General features: G+C 71.0%; 18 protein-coding genes and 1 tRNA gene. 12 read left to right on the top strand and 7 right to left on the bottom strand.

Annotated elements, in window-relative coordinates; genetic code table 11:
* The first annotated feature begins 127 nt into the window (after positions 1-127).
* Together OG917_RS12260 and OG917_RS12255 are read left to right on the top strand one after the other, a co-directional pair.
* On the top strand, positions 128-544 hold the full coding sequence (locus OG917_RS12260) for a hypothetical protein (protein WP_443059072.1): 417 nt from the start codon (positions 128-130) through the stop codon (positions 542-544).
* Between the two features lie 91 nt (positions 545-635).
* On the top strand, positions 636-1,499 hold the full coding sequence (locus OG917_RS12255; protein ID WP_328317610.1) for a spermidine synthase: 864 nt from the start codon (positions 636-638) through the stop codon (positions 1,497-1,499).
* Between the two features lie 100 nt (positions 1,500-1,599).
* On the opposite strand, the gene OG917_RS12250 is transcribed toward OG917_RS12255, so the two are convergent.
* Positions 1,600-2,190: a hypothetical protein gene (locus OG917_RS12250; RefSeq protein WP_443058949.1), complete on the bottom strand. Its 591-nt coding sequence runs from the start codon at positions 2,188-2,190 to the stop codon at positions 1,600-1,602.
* Positions 2,191-2,259: 69 nt separating this feature from the next.
* On the opposite strand from OG917_RS12250, the gene OG917_RS12245 reads away from it, so the two are divergent.
* From OG917_RS12245 to OG917_RS12210, 8 genes are all read left to right on the top strand, one after another.
* Positions 2,260-2,949, top strand: coding sequence for a response regulator transcription factor (locus OG917_RS12245; protein WP_328317608.1), 690 nt, complete (start codon positions 2,260-2,262; stop codon positions 2,947-2,949).
* A complete protein-coding gene (locus tag OG917_RS12240) occupies positions 2,946-4,340 on the top strand; it encodes a HAMP domain-containing sensor histidine kinase (protein ID WP_328317607.1) in 1,395 nt (464 codons plus the stop codon). Before OG917_RS12245 ends, OG917_RS12240 begins: the two co-directional genes overlap by 4 nt.
* Positions 4,341-4,499: 159 nt before the next feature.
* Positions 4,500-6,014 (top strand): glycoside hydrolase family 18 protein, encoded by a 1,515-nt coding sequence (locus tag OG917_RS12235; protein ID WP_328317606.1) that lies wholly within the window; start codon positions 4,500-4,502, stop codon positions 6,012-6,014.
* A 602-nt stretch (positions 6,015-6,616) separates the two neighbouring features.
* A complete protein-coding gene (locus tag OG917_RS12230) occupies positions 6,617-7,942 on the top strand; it encodes an ABC transporter substrate-binding protein (protein WP_328317605.1) in 1,326 nt (441 codons plus the stop codon).
* Between the two features lie 98 nt (positions 7,943-8,040).
* Positions 8,041-9,039: a carbohydrate ABC transporter permease gene (locus OG917_RS12225; RefSeq protein WP_328317604.1), complete on the top strand. Its 999-nt coding sequence runs from the start codon at positions 8,041-8,043 to the stop codon at positions 9,037-9,039.
* A gap of 15 nt (positions 9,040-9,054) precedes the next feature.
* Positions 9,055-9,969 carry a carbohydrate ABC transporter permease gene (locus tag OG917_RS12220; RefSeq protein WP_328317603.1) on the top strand — a complete coding sequence of 305 codons (915 nt, stop codon included), beginning with the start codon at positions 9,055-9,057 and terminating at the stop codon, positions 9,967-9,969.
* A gap of 140 nt (positions 9,970-10,109) precedes the next feature.
* A complete protein-coding gene (locus OG917_RS12215) occupies positions 10,110-11,567 on the top strand; it encodes a GH1 family beta-glucosidase (protein WP_328317602.1) in 1,458 nt (485 codons plus the stop codon).
* Between the two features lie 211 nt (positions 11,568-11,778).
* Positions 11,779-12,828 (top strand): LacI family DNA-binding transcriptional regulator, encoded by a 1,050-nt coding sequence (locus OG917_RS12210; RefSeq protein WP_328317601.1) that lies wholly within the window; start codon positions 11,779-11,781, stop codon positions 12,826-12,828.
* Positions 12,829-12,879: 51 nt separating this feature from the next.
* Here OG917_RS12210 and OG917_RS12205 read toward each other — a convergent pair whose 3' ends face one another.
* The 4 genes from OG917_RS12205 to OG917_RS12190 all read right to left on the bottom strand — a co-directional run bounded on the left by OG917_RS12205 (position 12,880) and on the right by OG917_RS12190 (position 15,869).
* Entirely contained in the window at positions 12,880-13,566 is a 687-nt protein-coding gene (locus OG917_RS12205; protein ID WP_328317600.1) for an endolysin, read from the bottom strand.
* A 224-nt stretch (positions 13,567-13,790) separates the two neighbouring features.
* Positions 13,791-13,863, bottom strand: a tRNA-His gene (locus tag OG917_RS12200).
* A gap of 113 nt (positions 13,864-13,976) precedes the next feature.
* Complete coding sequence (gene orn, locus OG917_RS12195) at positions 13,977-14,579, bottom strand: oligoribonuclease (RefSeq protein WP_328317599.1); 603 nt, start codon at positions 14,577-14,579, stop codon at positions 13,977-13,979.
* 84 nt (positions 14,580-14,663) lie between these two features.
* Positions 14,664-15,869 (bottom strand): GlxA family transcriptional regulator, encoded by a 1,206-nt coding sequence (locus OG917_RS12190; RefSeq protein ID WP_328317598.1) that lies wholly within the window; start codon positions 15,867-15,869, stop codon positions 14,664-14,666.
* Between the two features lie 827 nt (positions 15,870-16,696).
* Between OG917_RS12190 and OG917_RS12185 the strand changes: the two genes are divergently transcribed.
* Positions 16,697-17,218 (top strand): universal stress protein, encoded by a 522-nt coding sequence (locus OG917_RS12185; RefSeq protein ID WP_328317597.1) that lies wholly within the window; start codon positions 16,697-16,699, stop codon positions 17,216-17,218.
* Positions 17,219-17,326: 108 nt separating this feature from the next.
* Here OG917_RS12185 and glmS read toward each other — a convergent pair whose 3' ends face one another.
* Positions 17,327-19,144 carry a glutamine--fructose-6-phosphate transaminase (isomerizing) gene (gene glmS / locus OG917_RS12180; RefSeq protein WP_328317596.1) on the bottom strand — a complete coding sequence of 606 codons (1,818 nt, stop codon included), beginning with the start codon at positions 19,142-19,144 and terminating at the stop codon, positions 17,327-17,329.
* A 15-nt stretch (positions 19,145-19,159) separates the two neighbouring features.
* Positions 19,160-19,435, bottom strand: a complete 276-nt coding sequence (locus OG917_RS12175) for a hypothetical protein (protein ID WP_328317595.1) — start codon at positions 19,433-19,435, stop codon at positions 19,160-19,162.
* A 157-nt stretch (positions 19,436-19,592) separates the two neighbouring features.
* Between OG917_RS12175 and OG917_RS12170 the strand changes: the two genes are divergently transcribed.
* Positions 19,593-21,284: a beta-N-acetylhexosaminidase gene (locus tag OG917_RS12170; protein WP_443058948.1), complete on the top strand. Its 1,692-nt coding sequence runs from the start codon at positions 19,593-19,595 to the stop codon at positions 21,282-21,284.
* Positions 21,285-21,370: the final 86 nt, after the last annotated feature.

Raw genomic sequence — 21,370 nt, 5'->3', positions numbered from 1 at the left:
TCTCACCCGCGATTTGCCATGAACTGCCATCCTTTATGGCGGCGCTGTGCCGTAGCCCTTGACGCCCGCAGGCGTTGAACCTTGCGGAGAACGAGGAGGGGTTGCCTTGTTGGAGACCGGTATCGAGATGAGCGGTTCGAGAACGACCGCCCGGCACAAGCCCAGTCAGGAACTCAGCGCACTGCCCGACGGCGCGGCCGAACCGTGCGATCTGGTGACGGTCCCCGCCCGGCAGGGGCTCGAAGCGGTGGACATCCTGCGCAGGGGCGCGGACTCGGCCGACGTCGGCCCGGTCCTGCACGACGGCGGCTGCGACACCCTGGGCTTCCTCGTACCCCCGGGTACGGCCGACGGCTGGGACCTGCCGGGCAGCGCGTGTACGCAGACCAACGGCCGCGGGCTGCGGATTCCCGAGGAGCCGCCCGTCAGCGGCACCGGCTGGCTGCTGCCGCCCGAGGCGGCGCCGGTCACCGACCCGTCCGTGCTCAGGGCGGCCCTCGGCGAGGCGGCCCGGCTGATCGAGGCGGCGGACAACCGCCGGTGACCGCCCGGCCGGCCCGGCGCCCCCGCTGAGCGCCGCCGCGGTACGGGAGCGTGACACGGGGGAGCCGGCGGCGGGACGCGATACTGGGGGAGTGGCGAAGAACAAGCGGCAGGGCCGTTCCGCACCGGAGTCCGTGGTCGAGCAGGTGGACGGCGGGGTCGCCGAACTCAGGCCCGACCGTGACCGTCCGCGCGCCTGGACCCTGCTGATCGACGGTGCCCCGCAGTCCCATGTGGATCTCGACGACCCCGCGTACCTCGACTTCGAGTACCAGCGCAGGCTCGGCCATGTCATCGATCTGGCGGGAGGGCCCAGACAGCCGCTGCACGTCGTGCATCTGGGCGGCGGCGCGTTCACCCTCGCCCGTTACGTCGCGGCGACCCGCCCCCGCTCCACCCAGCAGATCGCGGAGGTGGACGGCCCGCTGGTCCAACTGGTGCGCAGGGTGCTGCCGCTGGACCCCGGCGCCCGGATCCGGGTCCGCTCCACCGACGCGCGTGCCGCTCTCGGGAAGATCCCCGACGGCTGGGCCGACCTGATCGTCGCCGATGTCTTCAGCGGTGCGCGGACCCCGGCGCACCTCACCAGTACGGAGTTCCTCGCCGAGGTCCGCAGGGCGCTGAAGCCGGACGGCTGGTACGCGGCGAACCTCACCGACGGCCCGCCGCTGACCTATCTGCGCGGCCAGATCGCGACCGCGGCGGAGACCTTCCCCGAACTGGCCCTGGCGGCCGAACCGGCGGTGCTGCGCGGCCGGAGGTTCGGGAACGCGGTGCTGGTGGGCTCGGCGGCGCCGCTGCCCGTCGCCGAGCTGACCCGCCGGGTGGCGGGCGACGGCCACGCAGGGCGGGTGGAACACGGGCGGGGGCTGGCCGATTTCACGGGCGGGGCGAAGGCGGTCCGGGACGCGGACGCGCAGGCGTCGCCCGCCCCGCCGCCCGCGGTCTTCGGATAGCGGGTTCCCGGGTCCCGGGACCGCTGCGGCGGAGCCCCTTCCGGGGTCGCACCCCCGGGGCGGAGGGCGGCCCCGGCCCGGGCCCCGCCCGCCGCGCCCTTCAGTGGTCGTCCACCTCCACGGACGGCTTGTGGCCGTTCCAGGTGCAGAACACCGAGACCGACGTCCGTCCCTTGGTGAACGTCACGCGGATCCACTGCGGTTGCTTCCAGACCTGCATCTGCCAGCCGTCGGACGGTGTGGCCGACACGAGGCCCGCCGAGCTCGCCCCCAGGTCGAAGACGACCCGGCCGCCCGAGACCGTGTAACTCCGTACATCCCCGGACGATTCGGGCGACGTCGGTGAACCAGTCGCCGACGAGGCCCCTGACGGCGGCGCGGACGGCGTGCGGGAGCCGGGACGCGCAGCCGCCGGGGGCGCCGGGGAGGAGTTCCGGGACGGGTGCCCGGAGGAGGACGCGTGCCCGGCCGCCGCCCCCGGGGAGGCGGAGCCCGGCTCCTCGGGCCGCTGGGTGGCCGACGAGAGCAGCTCGGGGCTCCCCGCGACCGGGAGCGCCCGGGGCGGGTCGTAGGCCGTGCCCGCCATCACCGAATGGACCCCCCACCAGGTCAGCGTGGTCGCGGCCCCGGTGGCGAGCGACCATGCCAGGGCCTGCGTCAGTCGTCGGATCACCGCGCCATACTGCCTCATGGGTCCCGGCGGTGTCGCGACACGGCGAGACGCCGACCGAGTCCCCCCGGATGGCGTACGGTGCCGCCCATGGCAAGTGTGCTCGTGGTCGAGGACGACCAGTTCGTACGCTCCGCCCTCATCCGGCACCTCACCGAGGCCTCCCACACAGTGCGGAGCGTCGGCACTGCCCTGGAGGCGTTGCGTGAGGTGGCCCATTTCGGCTTCGACCTGGTCATCCTCGACCTGGGTCTGCCCGATCTCGACGGGGCGGAAGCGCTGAAGATGCTGCGTGGCATCACCGACGTACCGGTGATCATCGCCACTGCGCGGGATGACGAGGCGGAGATCGTACGGCTGCTGAACGACGGCGCCGACGACTACCTCACCAAGCCGTTCTCCGTGGAGCATCTGTCCGCGCGCATGACAGCCGTACTGCGCCGCGCCGGCAGCCGGTCCGGCGCCGAGCCGCCGCCCCGGCTGATCCGCGTCGGCGGCCTCTGCGTGGACCCGCTGCGCAGACAGGCGGAGCTGGACGAGGTGCGGCTCGACCTGACCCGGCGGGAGTTCGACCTGCTGACCTTCCTCGCCGGGCGCCCCGGAGTGGTCGTATCGCGCAAGGAACTGCTGGCCGAGGTGTGGCAGCAGTCGTACGGTGACGACCAGACCATCGACGTCCATCTCTCCTGGCTGCGCCGGAAACTCGGCGAGACCGCCGCAAGGCCGCGCTATCTCCACACGCTCCGGGGCGTCGGGGTGAAGCTGGAGCCGCCCCGATGAGGTGGGCCCTGGTCAAGGTGGCGCTGGCCGCCACAGCCATGGTCGTGGTGGCCTTCGCCATCCCCCTCGGTCTGGTCATCAAGGAGATGGCGAGCGACCGGGCCTTCGCCGGCGCCGAACGGAACGCGGCGGCCCTCGCCCCCACGCTCTCCATCACCACCGACCGTCTCGCGCTGGAGAAGGCGGTCGCCTCCACCCCGGCGGGCGCCGCAGGGCGGGTCGCCGTCCATATCCCCGCATCCGGCGAACCGGGCGGCCGGCCGGCCGGGATAGGCCACCGGCGGGCAGCGGCCAAGGACATCGAAGCCGCGCGCCGGCAGGCGGTGATCACCGCCGTGCCCGGCGGCTCGGCGCTCCTCCAGCCGACCGCGCTGCCCACCGGGCGCATCGCGGTCGTCGAGGTGTACGTACCGGAGGGCGAGGTCTCCAACGGCGTCGGCACCGCCTGGCTGGTCCTCGCCGGAGTCGGCATCGCGCTGGTCGTCGGGTCGGTCGCCGTCGCCGACCGGCTGGGCGTACGCATGGTGCGCCCCGCGCAGCGGCTCGCGCGGGCGGCGCACGAACTGGGCGAGGGCAGCCTCTCCGTACGGGTCCCCGAGGAGGGACCGACCGAACTCCGCTCGGCCGCCGGGGCCTTCAACTCGATGGCCGACCAGGTCGTCCAGCTGCTGGCCAACGAGCGCGAACTGGCCGCCGATCTCTCGCACCGGCTGCGCACCCCGCTCACGGTCCTGCGGCTCAACGCGGCATCGCTGGGCGACGGCCCGGCCGCCGAGCAGACACGTGCCGCCGTCGAGAAGCTGGAGCGCGAGGTCGACACCATCATCCGTACGGCCCGCGAACAGCGCCCGCAGACCCAGGGGCAGCAGAGCGCGGGCGCGGGCTGCGACGTCTCCGAGGTGATCCGGGAACGGATGGCCTTCTGGTCGGCGCTGGCGGAGGACGAGGGGCGGACGGTACGGCTCGCGGGCGTGGGCCGGACGGTGCGCATCCCGGTCGCACGCACCGAACTGGCCGCCGCCCTCGACGCCTTGCTCGGCAACGTCTTCCGCCACACCCCCGAAGGCACCCCCTTCGCGGTGGACGTGCACCACGCGGAGGACGCCGTCATCGTGCTCGTGTCGGACGCGGGGGAGGGCATCGCCGACCCGGCGGCAGCCCTGACCCGGGGCAACAGCGGCGGGCGGGCGGGCTCCACCGGGCTCGGCCTCGACATCGTGCGCCGGGTCGCCGAGTCGACCGGCGGCGACGTGCGGATCGGCCGCTCGGTCCTCGGCGGTACCGAGGTCAGGCTGTGGATCGCGCTCGACGGCGGACGTACACCGGCGGCCCGCGGCCACCGGGTGCGCGGACGCAGGCGCGGTGCGCTCCGGGGACCCGCGTCCGGCTGAGCGGCGCCGCCGCCGGCCCCGGCATTAACCGCTCCCTTTGTCTTCCTTAAGCCCACCCTAAGATCCCCGGCCGTCGCCCCGAACCGCCCAATTGTCCGGTTCGAAGTCGCTAGCGTGCTGCCACACCCCCCACTTCCGTAACGCAGAGGCAGGCACGCGATGAGTACGACGACCCACCGGCGCAAGGTGAGCGGCAAGTCCAAGGCGATAGGCGCGGTCATGGCCGCGGCCGTCGCCGGGGGCGGAGCGTTCGCGCTGACCGGTACCGCGCACGCCGCCGATGTGGGCGCCGCCTACACCAAGACCAGCGACTGGCAGGGCGGTTACACCGGCCAGTACGTCGTCAGCAACGACGCGGGCAAGGCACTGACGGACTGGAAGCTCGAATTCGACCTGCCCGCCGGTACGAAGCTCAGCTCGCTCTGGAACGCCGACTCCACGGTCGACGGGCAGCACGTCACGGTGCGGCCTTCGAAGTGGGACAAGACGGGAATCGCCGCCGGCAAGTCCCTCACCATCGGCTTCGTCACCTCCTCCGGCGCCACCGCGGGTGACCCCACCGGCTGTGTCATCGACGGGACCAAGTGCTCGGTCGACACCGGCGGTACGCCCGCGCCGAGCGGCCGGCCCACCGCGACGTCCGAGCCCTCGAAGGCGCCGCAGCCGTCCGCCAAGCCCACCGCGGGCGCCGGATCGACCGGGAGCGCCCCGGCGCCCACCCCCACCAAGAGCACCGGGACCGGCGCGGGTACGAGTACGGACACCCCGAAGGGCAGCTCGTCCGGTGCGGGCTTCGCCCCGTACGTCGACACCTCGCTCTACCCCGCGTACGACCTCCTCGACACCACGGCCAAGACCGGTGTGAAGGAGTTCAACCTGGCCTTCGTCACCTCCGGCGGCAGCTGCGCCCCGCTCTGGGGCGGTGTCACCGGCCTCGGCGACGACAAGGTGGCCTCCCAGATCAGCGGGTTGCGTGCGAAGGGCGGTGACGTCCGGGTCTCCTTCGGCGGCGCTTCGGGCACCGAACTGGGCGCGGCCTGCTCGTCCGCCGACGCTCTGGCGGCGGCGTACGGCAAGGTCATCGACACCTACAAGCTCACCAAGGTCGACTTCGACATCGAGGGCGGCGCGCTGCCGGACACCGCGGCCAACACCCGCCGGGCGCAAGCCATCGCCGCGCTCCAGAAGTCCCACCCGGGGCTCGATGTCTCGTTCACCCTGCCGGTGATGCCCGAGGGGCTGACCCAGCCGGGCGTGGATCTCGTTGCCGACGCGAAGAAGAACGGTGTCGACATCTCCGCGGTCAACATCATGGCGATGGACTACGGGCCCTCGTACAGCGGCGACATGGGTGACTACGCGGCCCAGGCGGCGACCGCCACACAGGCCCAGATCAAGGGGGTCCTCGGACTCTCGGACGCCGCTGCCTGGAAGGCCGTCGCGGTGACACCGATGATCGGGGTCAACGACGTCAACACCGAGAAGTTCACGGTCGACGACGCGAAGCAGCTTGCCGAGTTCGCCAAGGCGAAGGGGCTGGGCCGGCTCTCGATGTGGTCGGGTGCGCGGGACAAGGAGTGCCCCGGTGGTGCGAAGAACTCGGCCGACCCGACGTGCTCGTCGGTCGTCCAGGACGACCTGGCCTTCACGAAGGCGTTCGCCGCGAACAGCTGACGTCCTCTCCTGAACCGACGCCCCGGCCGGCGCACCCCCCACCCGGCCGGGGCGTTCGCCGTGCCCGGACCTGCCGGGCCCGGTACGCACCCCCGGGCGGCCCGTCGGGTACGTACCCGCCAACGCCCGTCTCCTCGAACGGGGTTCGAGGAGAGAAGGCGGCTCCCGCCGGGAACGGCCCGCCCCTCCAAGCCCCGTTCGCCGCCCCGTGTACGGCGGCGAACCTGGTTCCGGTGCGGGCACGGCCGGCCCCGGCGCGGGGCTCTCCGCGTTCATCACCCTTCTGAGCTGCGGCTCTTGCTGTCGAACCGCTCCTGGCCGCGGGGTCGCCGCGGTGTCGGCAAGACCCGTGCGGGACACGTTCTCGTGACGTGCGGGACACGCTCGGGCAACGGAACCGTCTTCAACTCTTGACACCCACCCCTCCCAGGCAGCAACCTTCCGGCATCGGCGCATGGGAGCGCTCCCACATCGCACGGGTTTCTCCCGTACGGACCGAACGGCCCGTGTCTCCCCCCTTGCACTTCCCGGCACGCGCACGCACCAGCTCGTATGCCGCGCAGTAAGAACGCCAGTCCCACCCTGGAACAAGGAGTAGTGGAATGCGCATCACCCGCACCGTCGGCGGTCGCCGCCGCAGAGCCGCGGTCATCGCCACCACGGGCCTGACAGCCACCGCCCTGCTGCTGGCCGGCTGCAGCAGCGACTCGTCGGACTCGGGCAAGAGCTCCGACGCGAACGGGAAACTCACCCTGACCGTCGCGGACTACGGGCAGTTCGGCTACAAGGAGGCCGGGCTCTTCGCCCAGTACCACAAGCTGCACCCGAACATCACGGTGAAGGAAGACGTCACCGCTGACGAGAAGGTCTACTACCCCAAGATGCTCCAGGAGCTGAACGCGGGCAGTGGGCTGGCCGATGTGCAGGGCGTCGAGGTAGGCCGGATCAAGGAGGTCGTCGACACCAAGGCGAACGACTTCGCCGACCTCAGCAAGGTGATCAACGTCGGTGACTGGGTGTCCTGGAAGGAGAAGCAGGCCACCACGGCCGACGGCGCGGTCATCGGCGCGGGTACGGACATCGGTCCGATGTCGCTCTGCTACAACACCGAGCTGTTCAAGAAGGCAGGCCTGCCGACCGACCGCGCCGCGGTCGCCAAGAAGGTCGCGGGCGGCTGGAACTCCTACCTCCAGCTCGGTGAGGAGTACAAGAAGAAGGCGCCCGCCGGCACGTACTTCATGGACTCCGCGAGCGCGATGTTCAACGCCGTGGTGAGCTCGAACGCGAAGCAGTACTACGACGCGGACGGCAAGGCGATCTACAAGGACAGCCCCAGCGTCAAGGACGGCTGGAACCTGGCCGCCGACGCCGCGTCCAAGAAGCTCACCCAGGGCCTCGCCCAGTTCAACGACCCGTGGGTGGCCGCGCTGCGCAAGGGCACCGTCGCCACGGTGGCCTGCCCCGCGTGGATGGCGGGTCAGATCTCGACCAACGCCGGTGCGGCCAACAAGGGCAAGTGGGACATCACCACTGCTCCCGGTGCCACGGCCGCCAACTGGGGCGGCTCCTTCCTCGCCGTACCCAAGAAGGGCAGCCACGTCGCCGAGGCCAGCGCGCTCGTCAAGTGGCTGACGGCCCCCGCCCAGCAGGCCGCGGTCTTCAAGGCGATCGGCGTCTTCCCGTCCAACAAGGGTGCGTACGACCTGCCCGAGGTGAAGGACGCCAAGCTGCCGTACTTCAACAACGCCCCGATCGGGCAGATCTACGCCGACGAGGCCAAGACCATCCCCGAGGCCGTGATCGGTGAGAAGGACGGTGTCATCAAGGACACCCTCTCCACGCAGATCAACAACATGGAGCAGCGCGGCACCAGCCCGGACGACGCCTGGTCCGCCGCCACCAAGGCGATCGACAAGGCGATCGGCTGACCACCGCCGGGCGGGCGGCCGGTGGCCGCCCGCCCGGTCCCTGCCGTCAGGCCGGCACCACACCGGAGCCGGCGCCCCTCAGGGAAGGACTCCCGACCGTGTCCACCTCGGCACCCGCCCGGGACGCTTACACCCCGCCCCCCTCCGCCTCCCCGCAGAGTCCGGCGGCCGCCCGCCGGCAGAAGTGGCGCAGCAGGCTGTGGCGGTTCGACGACAAGGCATCGCCGTACGCCTACATCGCTCCCTTCTTCCTGGTCTTCGGTGCTTTCGGGCTCTACCCGCTCCTCTACACCGGGTGGATCGCGCTGCACCGGGTGGAGATGACCGGCCTCGACCAGATGCAGTGGGTCGGCTGGGCCAACTTCGACCGGATCCTGCACGACGCCGAGTTCTGGACCGCGGTCGGCAACACCTTCCTGATCGGTGTGATGTCGACGGTCCCGCAGCTGCTCGTCGCCCTGGGCCTGGCCCATCTGCTCAACTACAAGCTGCGGGCCAGCACCTTCTTCCGGACCATCATCCTGACCCCGTACGCCACATCCGTGGCGTCGGCCGCCCTGGTCTTCGCCCTGGTCTTCCGGGCCGACGGTGGCCTGCTGAACTGGCTGCTGCACTTCATCGGCCTCGGCCACACCAACTGGGCCAACGGGCACTGGACGTCGAAGATCGCCATCTCGGTCATCGTCATCTGGCGGTGGACGGGGTACAACACCCTGATCTACCTGGCCGCGATGCAGGCGGTGCCCACCGACCTGTACGAGGCGGCCTCGATCGACGGAGCCTCGCGGTGGCAGCAGTTCCGGAAGGTCACCATCCCCTCGCTGCGACCCACGATCCTCTTCACGATCGTCATCTCGACCATCGGTTCCATGCAGCTGTTCGGCGAGCCGCTGCTGCTGGAGGGCGGCACCCTCGGCGCCACCGGCGGCAATGAGAATCAGTACGAGACGCTCAGCGTCTACCTCTACAACTACGGCTGGAACCTGGGACATCTCGGCCCGGCCGCCGCGGTGGCCTGGGCGATGCTCGCCCTGTTGCTGATCATCGCCGCGATCAACTGGCTCATCGGCCGCTTCGTACGCAAGTCCGCGGCCTGACCGGGAGCGAAATCCATGACCATGACCAGCCCCACCCACGCACCCGGCCTCACCACCCGGCCGGCAGCCGCCCCTCCCGCTCCCCGCCGCCGTTTCCGGCCCGGCGCGGGCCAGCAGCTGAAAGGCGGACCCTTCGCCTACCTCTCGCTGATCGTCGTCGGTATCGGCTCCGTCCTGCCGCTGTACTGGACCCTGGTGGCCGCGTCCCACACCCAGGACGAGGTGCTGGCCAGCACACCACCGTTCCTGCCCGGCGGCCGGCTCTTCCACAATCTGAACGAGGCCTGGAACCAGGCCCATCTGGGCAAGGCGATCGTCAACTCGGTCATCGTCTCCGGCTGCATCACCGCGGCGACGCTCTTCTTCTGCACGCTGGCCGGGTACGCCTTCGCCAAGATGCGGTTCCGGGGCCGCGGCGGGCTGATGACCGCGGTGATCGCCACCCTGACGATCCCCCCGCAGCTCAGCGTCGTCCCGCTCTTCATGATGATGTCCAAGATCGGCTGGGGCGGGAACCTGGAGTCGGTGATCTTCCCGACCCTGGTGAGCGCGTTCGGCGTCTTCTTCATGCGGCAGTACCTGCTGGAGGCGCTGCCGTACGAGCTCATCGAGGCAGCCAAGCTCGACGGTGCCAACAACCTCCGCATCGTGCGCAGTGTGGTCCTCCCGGCGGCCCGCCCCGCGATGATGGTGCTGGGCATGCTCACCTTCGTGCAGGCGTGGAACGACTTCTTCTGGCCCTATCTGGCCCTGAACCAGCAGAACCCCACCCTGCAGGTGGCGCTCGGCCAGCTGAGCGCCTCGTACACGCCCGACCAGAGCATCGTGATGGCGGGAGCGCTGATCAGCACGCTGCCGCTGCTCCTGGTGTTCGTGATCTTCGGCAAGCAGATCGTCGGAGGCATCATGTCCGGCGCCGTCAAGGGGTGACGCCCGAGCCCCCGCCGTCCCCGGTACGTCCCGTACGGCCCGGTGCCCGACCACCTGCCGTACGGGGCACCGGACCAAGCCCACCACCGACAGTCCCTTCTCCTCCGCCCCTGTCCGCCCATCCCTGGGAGCGCTCCCGCATGACCGTCGTACGATCCGAGACCACCACCCGTGAGCAGGCGCCCGAGACGACGGACTTCCCCGTGGGTTTCGTCTGGGGCGCAGCCACCGCCGCCTATCAGGTGGAGGGGGCCGCTGCCACCGACGGCCGGACCCCGTCCATCTGGGACACGTTCAGCCACACCCCGGGCAAGGTCCGCAACGGTGACACCGGCGACATCGCCGCCGACCACTACCACCGCTTCCGCGACGACGTGGCACTGATGAAGGAGCTGGGCCTCAAGGCGTACCGCTTCTCCGTCTCCTGGTCGCGGGTGCAGCCCACCGGCCGCGGCCCTGCCGTGCAGCGCGGACTGGACTTCTACCGCAGACTCACCGACGAGCTGCTCGAAGCGGGCATCGCCCCGGTTGCCACGCTCTACCACTGGGACCTGCCGCAGGAGTTGGAGGACGCGGGCGGCTGGCCCCACCGGGCGACCGCGGACCGGTTCACCGACTACGCGTCGATCATGGCGGAAGCCCTCGGCGACCGCGTCGGGATGTGGACCACGCTGAACGAGCCGTGGTGCTCGGCCTTCCTCGGGTACGGCTCGGGGGTGCACGCGCCGGGTCGCACCGAGCCCGCCGCGACCCTGCGGGCGGCCCACCACCTCAACCTCGCCCATGGGCGGGCGACCGAGGTCCTGCGCGGCCGGCTCCCCGCCACCGCGCAGATCTCGGTCACCCTCAATCTCCACCAGGTCCGCCCGCTGACCGGCAGCGCAGCGGACGCGGACGCCGCCCGCAGGATCGACGCGGTCGGCAACCGGATCTTCACAGGTCCGATCCTGGACGGCGGTTACCCCGAGGACCTGATCGCCGACACCGCGCACCTGGTGGACTGGTCCGAGCTGGTACGCGACGGCGACCAGGCCGCCATCGCGGCCCCCATCGACGTACTCGGCGTCAACTACTACACCCCGACGCTGGTTTCGACACCGGAGACCGGCACCGGGGACACCCGCGACGACGGCCACGGCAGCAGCGACCACTCGCCCTGGCCCGGTTCGGAACACGTCGCCTTCCACCTCGCGGAGGGCAAGAAGCGCACGGCGATGAACTGGGCGATCGACCCCGACGGGCTGTACAGCCTGCTCACCGATGTCAGCCGGGCCCACCCCGGTCTGCCGCTGATGGTCACCGAGAACGGCGCCGCCTTCGACGACTACGTCTCGCCCGAGGGCCGGGTGGCCGACCCCGAGCGGATCGACTACCTGCACGGCCATCTCGACGCCGTACAGCGGGCAGTGGCCGACGGCGCCGATGTGCGCGGCTACTTCCTCTGGTCGCTGATGGACAACTTCGAGTGGGGGTACGGCTACTCGAAGCGGTTCGGTGCGGTCTACGTCGACTACGCGTCCCAGCGCCGGATCCCGAAGGCGAGCGCCCACTGGTACGCCGACGTGATCCGCCGCCATGCCCTGCCCCCGGTGGTCTGACCCGAACCCGGCTCCGGCAGACGGACGGGCCCCGCGCGGTGCCGGGGCCCGTCCGTTTCCCGGCAGCCGCGTCGGCCCGTAGAGTGGGAGCGCTCCCACCCATCGTGCGCCCGGCGAACCGACCGGCCCGGCGAGCGTGTCGAGGAGCCGGAGAGCGGACTTGGTCCGGTTATCCGACTTGTGAGAAATTGACCGCGAACGGGAGGCAGCCATGGCGGCAGCGCGAGTACGGAGCGGCGGGCGGCCCACGCTCGAAGAGGTCGCGGAACGGGCCGGGGTCGGACGCGGCACGGCCTCCCGCGTCATCAACGGATCGCCCCGCGTCAGCGACCGCACCCGGGAGGCCGTCGAAGCCGCGGTCGCCGAGCTGGGGTACGTACCCAACCGGGCGGCCCGGGCCCTCGCCGGGAACCGTACGGACGCCATCGCCCTCGTCGTCCCCGAGCCGGAGACCCGCTTCTTCGCCGAGCCGTACTTCTCGGACATCGTCCGGGGCGTCGGGGCGGCGCTCGCGGACACCGAGATGCAGCTGCTGCTCACGCTGGTCGGCAGCGACCGCGAACGCGACCGGCTCGCCCAGTATCTGGCGGCGCACCGGGTGGACGGGGTACTGCTCGTCTCCGTGCACGCCGACGACCCGCTGCCCGACCTGCTCCAGCAGCTCGACATCCCGGCGGTGGTGAGCGGCCGGCGCTCCGACCACGAGGCGCTTCCCTCGGTCGACTCGGACAACTACCAGGGGGCGCGCAGCGCCGTCGGGCACCTGGTCGCCCGGGGCCGGCGCCGGATCGCGACGATCACCGGGCCGTTCGACATATACGCCGCGCAGTGCCGCCTCGACGGCTACCGCAAGGCCGTCGCCGCGGCGGGCGCCGACGGCGACGAAGCGCTCGTCGCGCAGGGCGACTTCTCCGAGGAGAGCGGTCGCCGGGCGATGGAGCTGCTGCTCGACCGCCGCCCCGACCTGGACGCGGTCTTCGCCGCGTCCGACGTGATGGCGGCCGGCGCCCGCCAGGTGCTGCGCGAGCGGGGCCTGCGGGTGCCCGACGACATCGCCCTGGTCGGCTTCGACGATTCGGTGATCGCCCGTCATATGGACCCGCCCCTGACGAGCGTGCGACAGCCGATCGAGGAGATGGGCCGCGCCATGGCCCGTCTGCTGCTCTCGGAGATCGCGGTACACCGCTCGCCAGGGACGGCCGCCGTCGAGCGGACCCAGCTGGTGCTCCCCACGGACCTGGTGCCGCGGCTCAGCTCCTGAGGCCGGTCCGGCCGCTGTCCGTGTCCGTGGGCCGGTGAGGCCAGGACCGGCTCAGTCGGTGGCCCGGGGGAGCCGGGTGCCCTGGGCTCCGAGGGGATCCCGGGCAGCCTGCCCCGGGATACCGCCGTCCACCGGGGCCCCGGTGGGGGCCGCCTCGAACGCGGGCCAGCTGCCCGGGTCCTGATGGTCGTTCTCCGGTACCTGGGAGTGGCCGTACCAGCCGGCCGCGTGCTCCCAGGTGTTCTCGTCGCGGTGCGAGGTGAAGTCGGCCGGCCGGCCCATCGGCCAGTTGTCCGGCACGGCCCAGGACCTGACCCAGGCGTTGAGCCCGGCCCAGCCCTTGCACGGGGTGTCCGTGAGCTTCGCGTAGGCCTTGCCGTCCACCCGGCAGTAGGGGAAGAACAGCGCCTCGATCTGGATCACTACCGAGCCCGCTCGGTTCGTACGGGTGCCGCCCGCCCGGTCCACCAGGCTCTTGGAGCGTGAGGTCGCGGGAGCGAACTGGGTGAAGCGGCCGGTGAAAGGGTCCCAGAGGAGATGCGGTGCGGTGCCCCTGCCCGCGGCGCCGCGCCCGAAGTGGCCGACGAGCTGCTCGTACGGCACCAGGTCGGCGGGTTCGGCGGCGGTGGCGTTCTTGTCCCAGGTGATGTGGGCGACGGCCTTGGCGGGCCCGCCCGCGGTGGCCGCGTGGTCGCCGATGTCGAGGCGATGGGCGCCCGGCATCCAGAGATCGGACATGGTCCCTCCACGGCGGGCGGTGAGCCCTGGGCCCGGGTGGCGCGGGGCGGGTGCCTGCCGCCCGGTCCAACCGGCGGGGCGGCCCGGACGACACGGTGGCACCACCGGGCGCACGGAGCGTCCGGGGTCACTGGCGGAGCGGGCGCGGCGCGTACGGCGGCGCACGTACGACGGAGGCCCGGTCCGCTTTCGCGGACCGGGCCTCCGTCAGAAGATCCTGCAAGGGTGAGTAACGGGACTCGAACCCGCGACATCCTGGACCACAACCAGGTGCTCTACCGTCTGAGCTATACCCACCACGACCGTGTCGTTTCCGACCGGCCGAGAAAAAGTGTACAGGGTCCGGGAGGGTGCTCGCTCCCGCCTTTCGGGCGGGTCCCCGGCGATCTCCACCGGGGGTTCCCGGTGGGCTATTCCGCGGGCAGGACGTGCTTGGCCGCGATCTTCTTCGCGGTGTCCGAGTCCGGCCCGGGCTGCGGTACGAAGACGGCCTCCCGGTAGTAGCGCAGCTCCGCGATCGACTCGCGGATGTCCGCCAGAGCCCGGTGGTTCCCGTTCTTCTCCGGGCTGTTGAAGTAGGCCCGGGGGTACCAGCGGCGGGACAGTTCCTTGATGGAGGAGACGTCCACGATCCGGTAGTGGAGGTAGCCCTCCAGCTCCTTCATGTCGCGCAGCAGGAAGCCGCGGTCGGTACCGACCGTGTTCCCGCAGAGCGGCGCCTTCCCCGGCTCCTTCACATGCTCACGTACGTACGCGAGCACCCGCTCCTCGGCGTCGGCCAGCGTGGTGCCGCCGGCCAGTTCGTCGAGCAGGCCGGATGAGGTGTGCATCTTCCGCACCACGTCGGGCATGGTCTCCAGCGCCTCGGCGGGCGGGCGGATCACGATGTCCACCCCTTCGCCGAGCACGTTCAGCTCCGAGTCGGTGACCAGTGCGGCCACCTCAATGAGTGCGTCGTCCGTCAACGAGAGCCCGGTCATCTCGCAGTCGATCCACACCATGCGATCGTTCATACGCCCCACCTTAGACCGCTCCCCGTGCGGGCCGTGGGCCGCGAGGGGCCGGACCCCGGGGGCCGGCCTCCTGGCGGTCCACTCCTACGTCGCGCTCCGCTGTCCGGGCACCGTGGGACGGCCCGGCGCGTAGGAGTCCGAACCGGGCTTTCCCGGATCGGCCACGGCGGGCTGGCCCTGCGGCGCCGGGGGCTGTGCGCCCGGCGCGCTGGTGCGGCGGCCCTGCGGGAGGGCGTCGGCGCCCGCCGTCACGGGCACGGGCTCCCCCTGCGGCCTGCGGGCCCGGTACGCCGTCCGGTACGCGGCCGGCGACGAGCCCAGCTGGCGCCGGAAGTGGCCGCGCAGCGCGACCGGCGAACGGAAGCCGCAGCGCCCCGCGACCTCGTCCACCGAGTAGTCCGACGTCTCAAGGAGCCGCTGCGCCTGGAGCACCCGCTGGGTGATCAGCCACTGCAGCGGCGCGCTGCCGGTCAGCGAGCGGAACCGGCGGTCGAACGTCCGGCGGCTCATATAGGCGCGAGCCGCCAGGGTCTCCACGTCGAACTGCTCGTGGAGGTGCTCCAGTGCCCAGGCGACGACCTCCGCGAGGGGGTCGGAGCCGATTTCCTCCGGTAAAGACCTGTCGAGGTAGCGCTCCTGGCCGCCGCTCCTGCGCGGGGGGACCACCAGCCGCCGGGCGAGGGCTCCCGCCGCGTCCGCCCCGTGGTCCGTCCGCACGATGTGCAGACACAGATCGATTCCGGCCGCGGTGCCGGCCGATGTCAGGACGTCGCCGTCGTCGACGAAGAGCTCACGCGGGTCCACATGGACCGACGGATAGCGCTTCGCGAGCGTCGGTGCGTACATCCAGTGCGTGGTCGCGGGCCTGCCGTCCAGCAGTCCTGCGGCGGCCAGCACGAAGGCGCCCGTGCACAGCCCGACGATGCGTGCGCCCTCCTCGTGGGCGCGGCGCAGCGCGTCCAGCGCCTCGGGCGGCGGCGGTGAGGTGATCGACCGCCACGCCGGGACGACGACGGTGCCGGCCCGGCTGATGGCCTCAAGCCCGTACGGTGCGGTGAGTTCCAGTCCGCCCGTGGTGCGCAGCGGGCCTTCCTCACCCGCGCTCACCAGCAGCCGGTAACGTGGGACCCCGGCGTCCTGGCGGTCGATGCCGAAGACGGAGAGCGGAATGGAGCTCTCGAATATGGGGCCGCCGCTGAAGAGCAGTACCGAGACGATCTCCTTGCGGCGGCGCCCGGAGAGCTTTCTTGCGGTCTCCGCCACGGCGGTGGCGTCCTGGCCCTGACTCATGGTGCTAAGCCCCCCTCGGTGCTCATGGCTCCCTGATCCTGTCGGGACTGTCGCTTCTGCAAACTGCTTTTAATCGTCACAGCCCCTCGGTCCAGCACAAGATCCCCCGCCTTTACCCATGATCGAATCTACTGTGTCCCGTGGTGTCGGCGTGACAAGTTCGACTGACGGCGTTATGTCGACATGGCAACTTGGCGCGAAGCGTTCGATCAGGAAGCGTTTCACTCAGGAAGCCCCCAGGGAAGTGGGCATCCCGCTCATGGCCCGTCCCAGTAGGGTGCGAGAGCCGCCGTCGGTCCTTTCATCCCTGGTCGCACGGGGGTTGACGTATCGTTCCGCCAAGGTCGGGGCAGGTCGCGTAAGTTGGCTGAAAACGATCGGGTGCGCGGGTGGAATTCGGTCAGTGGACCGGCGTGCGCCGCCCAGCGTGGCATCAGAACCTGTGCGCTCCCCATGTGCCGGGCGCGTACGGCGGCCATGCGGCGCACGGGTGGTTCCCGCCGGACCGGCGGCCGGAGCCCCGCACGCCGCACGCCGGCCGGCCGCGCGGGGGAGTGCGGAGGGGAAGCGCGCGGTGGTCGGTTTCCGCCGCCGGCGGCTCGGGGCGGGAAGCTGTAGATACCACCTGGCATTGCCATTTACCGGTCTGCTCGGGCATGCTCCCTGGAACGCCGGACCGGATCGGCGTGCAGTGGGCAGAGGAGGAGTGTCGCCGTACTCTGGAGGGTATGGGCTTGGGAAGATGATTCCCGGACACAGCTCCGCCGGACACTCTCCACCGTCAACTGCCGACCCCTCCCAACAGGATCTTCTTCGCCGAGATACCGATGGCCGGTTACGAATTCTCCGAACCCGCGGACCGCAGGAAGATCGCCGATCTCTCGGCTGAACTCCAGGCGGCCGGCGCACCACGTCACGCATGTGATCCCGCTTTCAGGCACGGGGTCGTCGTCGGCTTCGACGGCTCGACCTCCAGTGAGCGGGCTCTCGCCTATGCCATCGGCATGGCCGTACGCCTCGGCTCCGGCCTGATCATCGTCCATGTCGCCAACCGGTTGCCGACCACGGTCTGGGCGGGCTGTGAGCCCCCGGTCTTCGTGGACGTACCGGACCACAGGACCGAGGTGCTCGGCCTCGAACTTGCCTGCGCCGACTATCTCGCCGATGTGCCCTGGATCCTCGTGGAGCGCGGCGGCGACATCTGCCACGAGCTGGAGGAGGTCGGCCGGGAGTACTCGGCGGACGCCATCGTCGTCGGCTCGACGCACGGCATCGTCGGACGGATCTTCGGATCGGTGGCCGGGCGGCTCGCCCGGCGCGCCCAGCGGCCGGTCATCGTCATCCCGTGACGCCCGCCCGCGGGTACGGCCGACCGCCATGGTGGTTCCCGCGGACAACACCGGCCGCTCCCGGGGCGGTTGGCGCCGGGAACGGCCGGATGGCCCGAGTGCCCGCGGCTACTCGACCGTGACCGACTTCGCCAGGTTGCGCGGCTTGTCGATGTCGCGGCCCAGGTTCAACGCCGTGTGGTAGGCGAGGAGTTGCAGCGGGATGCCCATCAGGATCGGGTCCAGCTCGTCCTCGTTCTTCGGCACCACGATCGTGTGGTCCGCCTTCGGCTGCTCCTGGTGGGCGACCGCGAGGATGCGCCCGTCGCGCGCCTTGATCTCCTCCAGCGCCGCCCGGTTCTTCTCCAGCAGGTCGTCGTCCGGCACGATCGCGACCGTCGGCATGGCGGGCTCGATCAGCGCCAGCGGCCCGTGCTTCAGCTCCGAAGCGGGGTACGCCTCCGCGTGGATGTACGAGACCTCCTTGAGCTTCAGCGAGGCCTCGCGCGCCACCGGGTAGCCGCGCACCCGCCCGATGAACATCATCGACCTGGCGTCCGCGTACTCGCCGGCCAGCTTCTCGATCTCGTCCTCGCGGTCCAGGATCTCGGCGATCTGGCCGGGCAGCTTCCGCAGCCCCGCGATGATCCGCTTGCCGTCGGCCACCGACAGGTCGCGGATCCGGCCCAGGTGGAGGGCGAGCAGCGCGAAGGAGACCACCGTGTTGGTGAAGCACTTGGTGGAGACGACGCAGACCTCCGGGCCCGCGTGCACGTACACGCCGCCGTCGGTCTCGCGCGCGATGGCCGAGCCGACGACGTTCACCACGCCCAGCACCCGGGCGCCCTTGCGCTTGAGCTCCTGCACCGCCGCGAGTACGTCGTACGTCTCACCGGACTGCGACACGGCGACATACAGGGTGTCGGGGTCCACCACGGGGTTGCGGTAGCGGAACTCCGAAGCGGGCTCGGCGTCCGCCGGGATGCGGGCCAGCTCCTCGATCAGCTGAGCACCCATCTGGCCGGCGTGGTAAGAGGTGCCGCAGCCGAGGATCTTGACCCGGCGCACGCCCCGCGCGTCCCGGGCGTCCAGGTTGAGGCCGCCCAGGTGCACGGTGGAGAAGCGGTCGTCGATCCGGCCGCGCAGCACCCGGTCCACCGCCTCGGCCTGCTCCGAGATCTCCTTGTGCATGTACGTGTCGTGGCCGCTCATGTCGTACGACTCGGCCTCCCACTCCACGGTGGTCGGTGTCGCCGAAGTGGTGGAGCCCTCGGTGGTGTACGTGCGGAAGTCGTCCGCCTTGAGGGTGGCCATCTCGCCGTCGTCCAGCGTGACGACCTGGCGGGTGTGCGACACGAGGGCCGCCACGTCGGACGCGACGAACATCTCCTTCTCGCCGATGCCCAGGACGACCGGCGAGCCGTTGCGGGCGACGACGATGCGGTCCGGGAAGTCCGCGTGCATGACCGCGATGCCGTAGGTGCCCTCGATCAGCCGCAGGGCCTCACGGACCTTCTCCTCCAGCGTGGCGGCCGGCGAGCGGGCGATGAGGTGGGTGAGGACCTCGGTGTCGGTCTCGGAGAGGAACTCCACTCCATCGGCGTTGAGCCGGGCACGCAGGTCGGACGCGTTGTCGATGATGCCGTTGTGGACGACGGCGACCTTGCCCTCCGCGTCCAGGTGCGGGTGGGCGTTCAGGTCGCTGGGCGCGCCGTGTGTCGCCCAGCGGGTGTGGGCGATGCCGGTGCTGCCCGCGAAACGCTTGGGCACCCGGGCCTCCAGCTCGCGGACCCGGCCCTTTGCCTTGACCATCTTCAGCGCGGGGGACTTGGGCGAGGAGATGACGATGCCGGAGGAGTCGTACCCCCGGTACTCCAGCCGCTGCAGCCCTTCCAGCAGCAGTGGTGCCACATCACGCTTGCCGATGTACCCGACGATTCCGCACATATCGCTCCTTGGTTCCTAGCCGTAGATCATGCGGCGCAGCTGCCGCAGGGAGAGCTCGGGCGGTGCCACTGCACGATGAGGCAGCTCGTCCGAGATCTGCTGGAAAATATCCGGGTTCGTCCGCCCGCGGGCCTGCAGCTCGCGGTGGCGCCGCCGTACGAACTCCTCCGTCGTCTCGTCGAAGTAGGCCAGCACATCGAGGACCACCCGGGCGGCTTCGCCGCGCTGGAGAGCGGAGCTGCGCACCAGGTGGTCGATGAGGTCGTCGTACGACGGGCGGGATGCGGACACTCGTTGATATTGGAGGGATGCGAGGTCTTACGCAATATTTCTGCCCGGTATCGGGCAGAGTGGGCCGACCGGGTGGCTGCGGATTCAGTCGTTCCGCCGAAGAAGGTGGTTTCGGAGTGGTCTATACCCTTGACCCTCCCGGGGGCGTGCGATACCCATGGGACACGTTCGGTTGCCCAGCGCCACAGTTGCGAGACCCTCCGGAGGGAATCCGCTTGTGAGACTGCACAGAACACTCGAATCCAGGTCCCTGCCCCGGCTCCTCGGTACGTTCCTCCTCGTCGCGGCCGCCGGATTCGCCGGCACCGGAGCGGCGCCGGCCGCCACCCCGGCCGCATCCGCCGCCCCTCCCGTCCGCCCGCTCGGCGCGATCGTCCCCGCGCCCTCGTCCGTGCGCCCGGGCGGCGCCCCGTACGCGATCACCGCCGGGACCCGCATCCGGGCGGACTCCGGCGCCGCGCGTCAGGCCGGCTCGTATCTGGCGGGGCTGCTGCGGCCCTCGACCGGATACCCGCTGCCGGTGACCGGCGGTGCGCACGGCGGCCGGGGCGACATCACACTGACGATCTCCGCGCGGGAGCACGGGCTGGGCGACGAGGGGTACCGGCTGGTCAGCTCCGCGCGCGGGGTCACGATCACGGCCGGGAAGGCCGCCGGACTCTTCCACGGCGTCCAGACACTCCGCCAGCAGCTGCCCGCGGCCGTCGAGGCGCGCCACCGGCAGCCCGGCCCCTGGCAGGTCGCGGGCGGTACCGTCACCGACGTACCCAGGTACGCCTACCGGGGCGCCATGCTGGACGTCTCGCGCCACTTCTTCACCGTCCAGCAGGTCGAGCGGTACATCGACGAGCTGGCGCTCTACAAGATCAACAAGCTGCATCTGCATCTCAGTGACGACCAGGGGTGGCGCATCGCCCTCTCCTCCTGGCCGAAGCTGGCCACGTACGGCGGCTCGACCGAGGTAGGTGGCGGCAAGGGCGGCTACTACACCAAGGCCGACTACCGGGAGATCGTGCGGTACGCGACCGCACGCCATCTGGACGTCGTCCCCGAGATCGATCTGCCCTCGCACACCAACGCGGCTCTGGCTTCCTACCCCGAGCTGAACTGCGACGGCGTCGCGCCCCCGCTCTACACCGGCACCGAGGTGGGATTCAGCTCGCTGTGCGTGCCCAAGCCGGTGACGTACGACTTCGTGGACGACGTCGTGCGTGAGCTCGCCGCGCTCACCCCGGGCCAGTACCTGCACATCGGCGGCGACGAGGCGCACTCCACCAGCCAGGCCGACTACAACGCGTTCATGGACAAGGCCACGGCCATCGTCGGCAAGCACGGCAAGAAGGTCGAGGGCTGGCACCAGATCACCGCGGCCACGCCGGTGAAGGGGGAGATCGCGCAGTACTGGGGGTACGACGACACCGGCGCGGCCGACCGGGCGCAGGTCGTGGCCGCCGCGAAGAAGGGGACCAAGCTGGTGCTCTCACCGGCCGACCGCGCGTACCTCGACATGAAGTACACGGCGGACACCGAGCTGGGCCTCGACTGGGCCGGGCTTGTCGAGGTGCAGCGCTCGTACGACTGGAACCCGGCGACGTATCTGGCCGGGGCACCGGCCGGTTCGGTGCTCGGGGTCGAGGCGCCGCTCTGGTCGGAGACGCTGACCACCAGCAAGGACATCGACTACATGGCGTTCCCGAGGCTGCCCGGGATCGCCGAGCTGGGCTGGTCGCCGCAGTCCACTCACGACTGGTCCGCCTACCGGACCCGGCTTGCGGCACAGGCACCGCGCTGGGACGCACTGGGTATCGGCTACTACCGCTCGCCCCAGGTGGACTGGCCCGCGCGGTAGCCCCGCCCGGCCGCGTCCGTACGGCGCCGTGTCCCGTACCGGCGCCTATGAGCGGCCCGGCGCCCGGAGAGACCGTTCTCCGGGCG

Source organism: Streptomyces sp. NBC_00388 (assembly GCF_036061255.1).
In the GTDB taxonomy this organism is placed as follows: domain Bacteria; phylum Actinomycetota; class Actinomycetes; order Streptomycetales; family Streptomycetaceae; genus Streptomyces.
The sequence above is the reverse complement of the archived record's forward strand: the minus strand, read 5'-3'. Positions and strand labels throughout refer to the sequence as shown.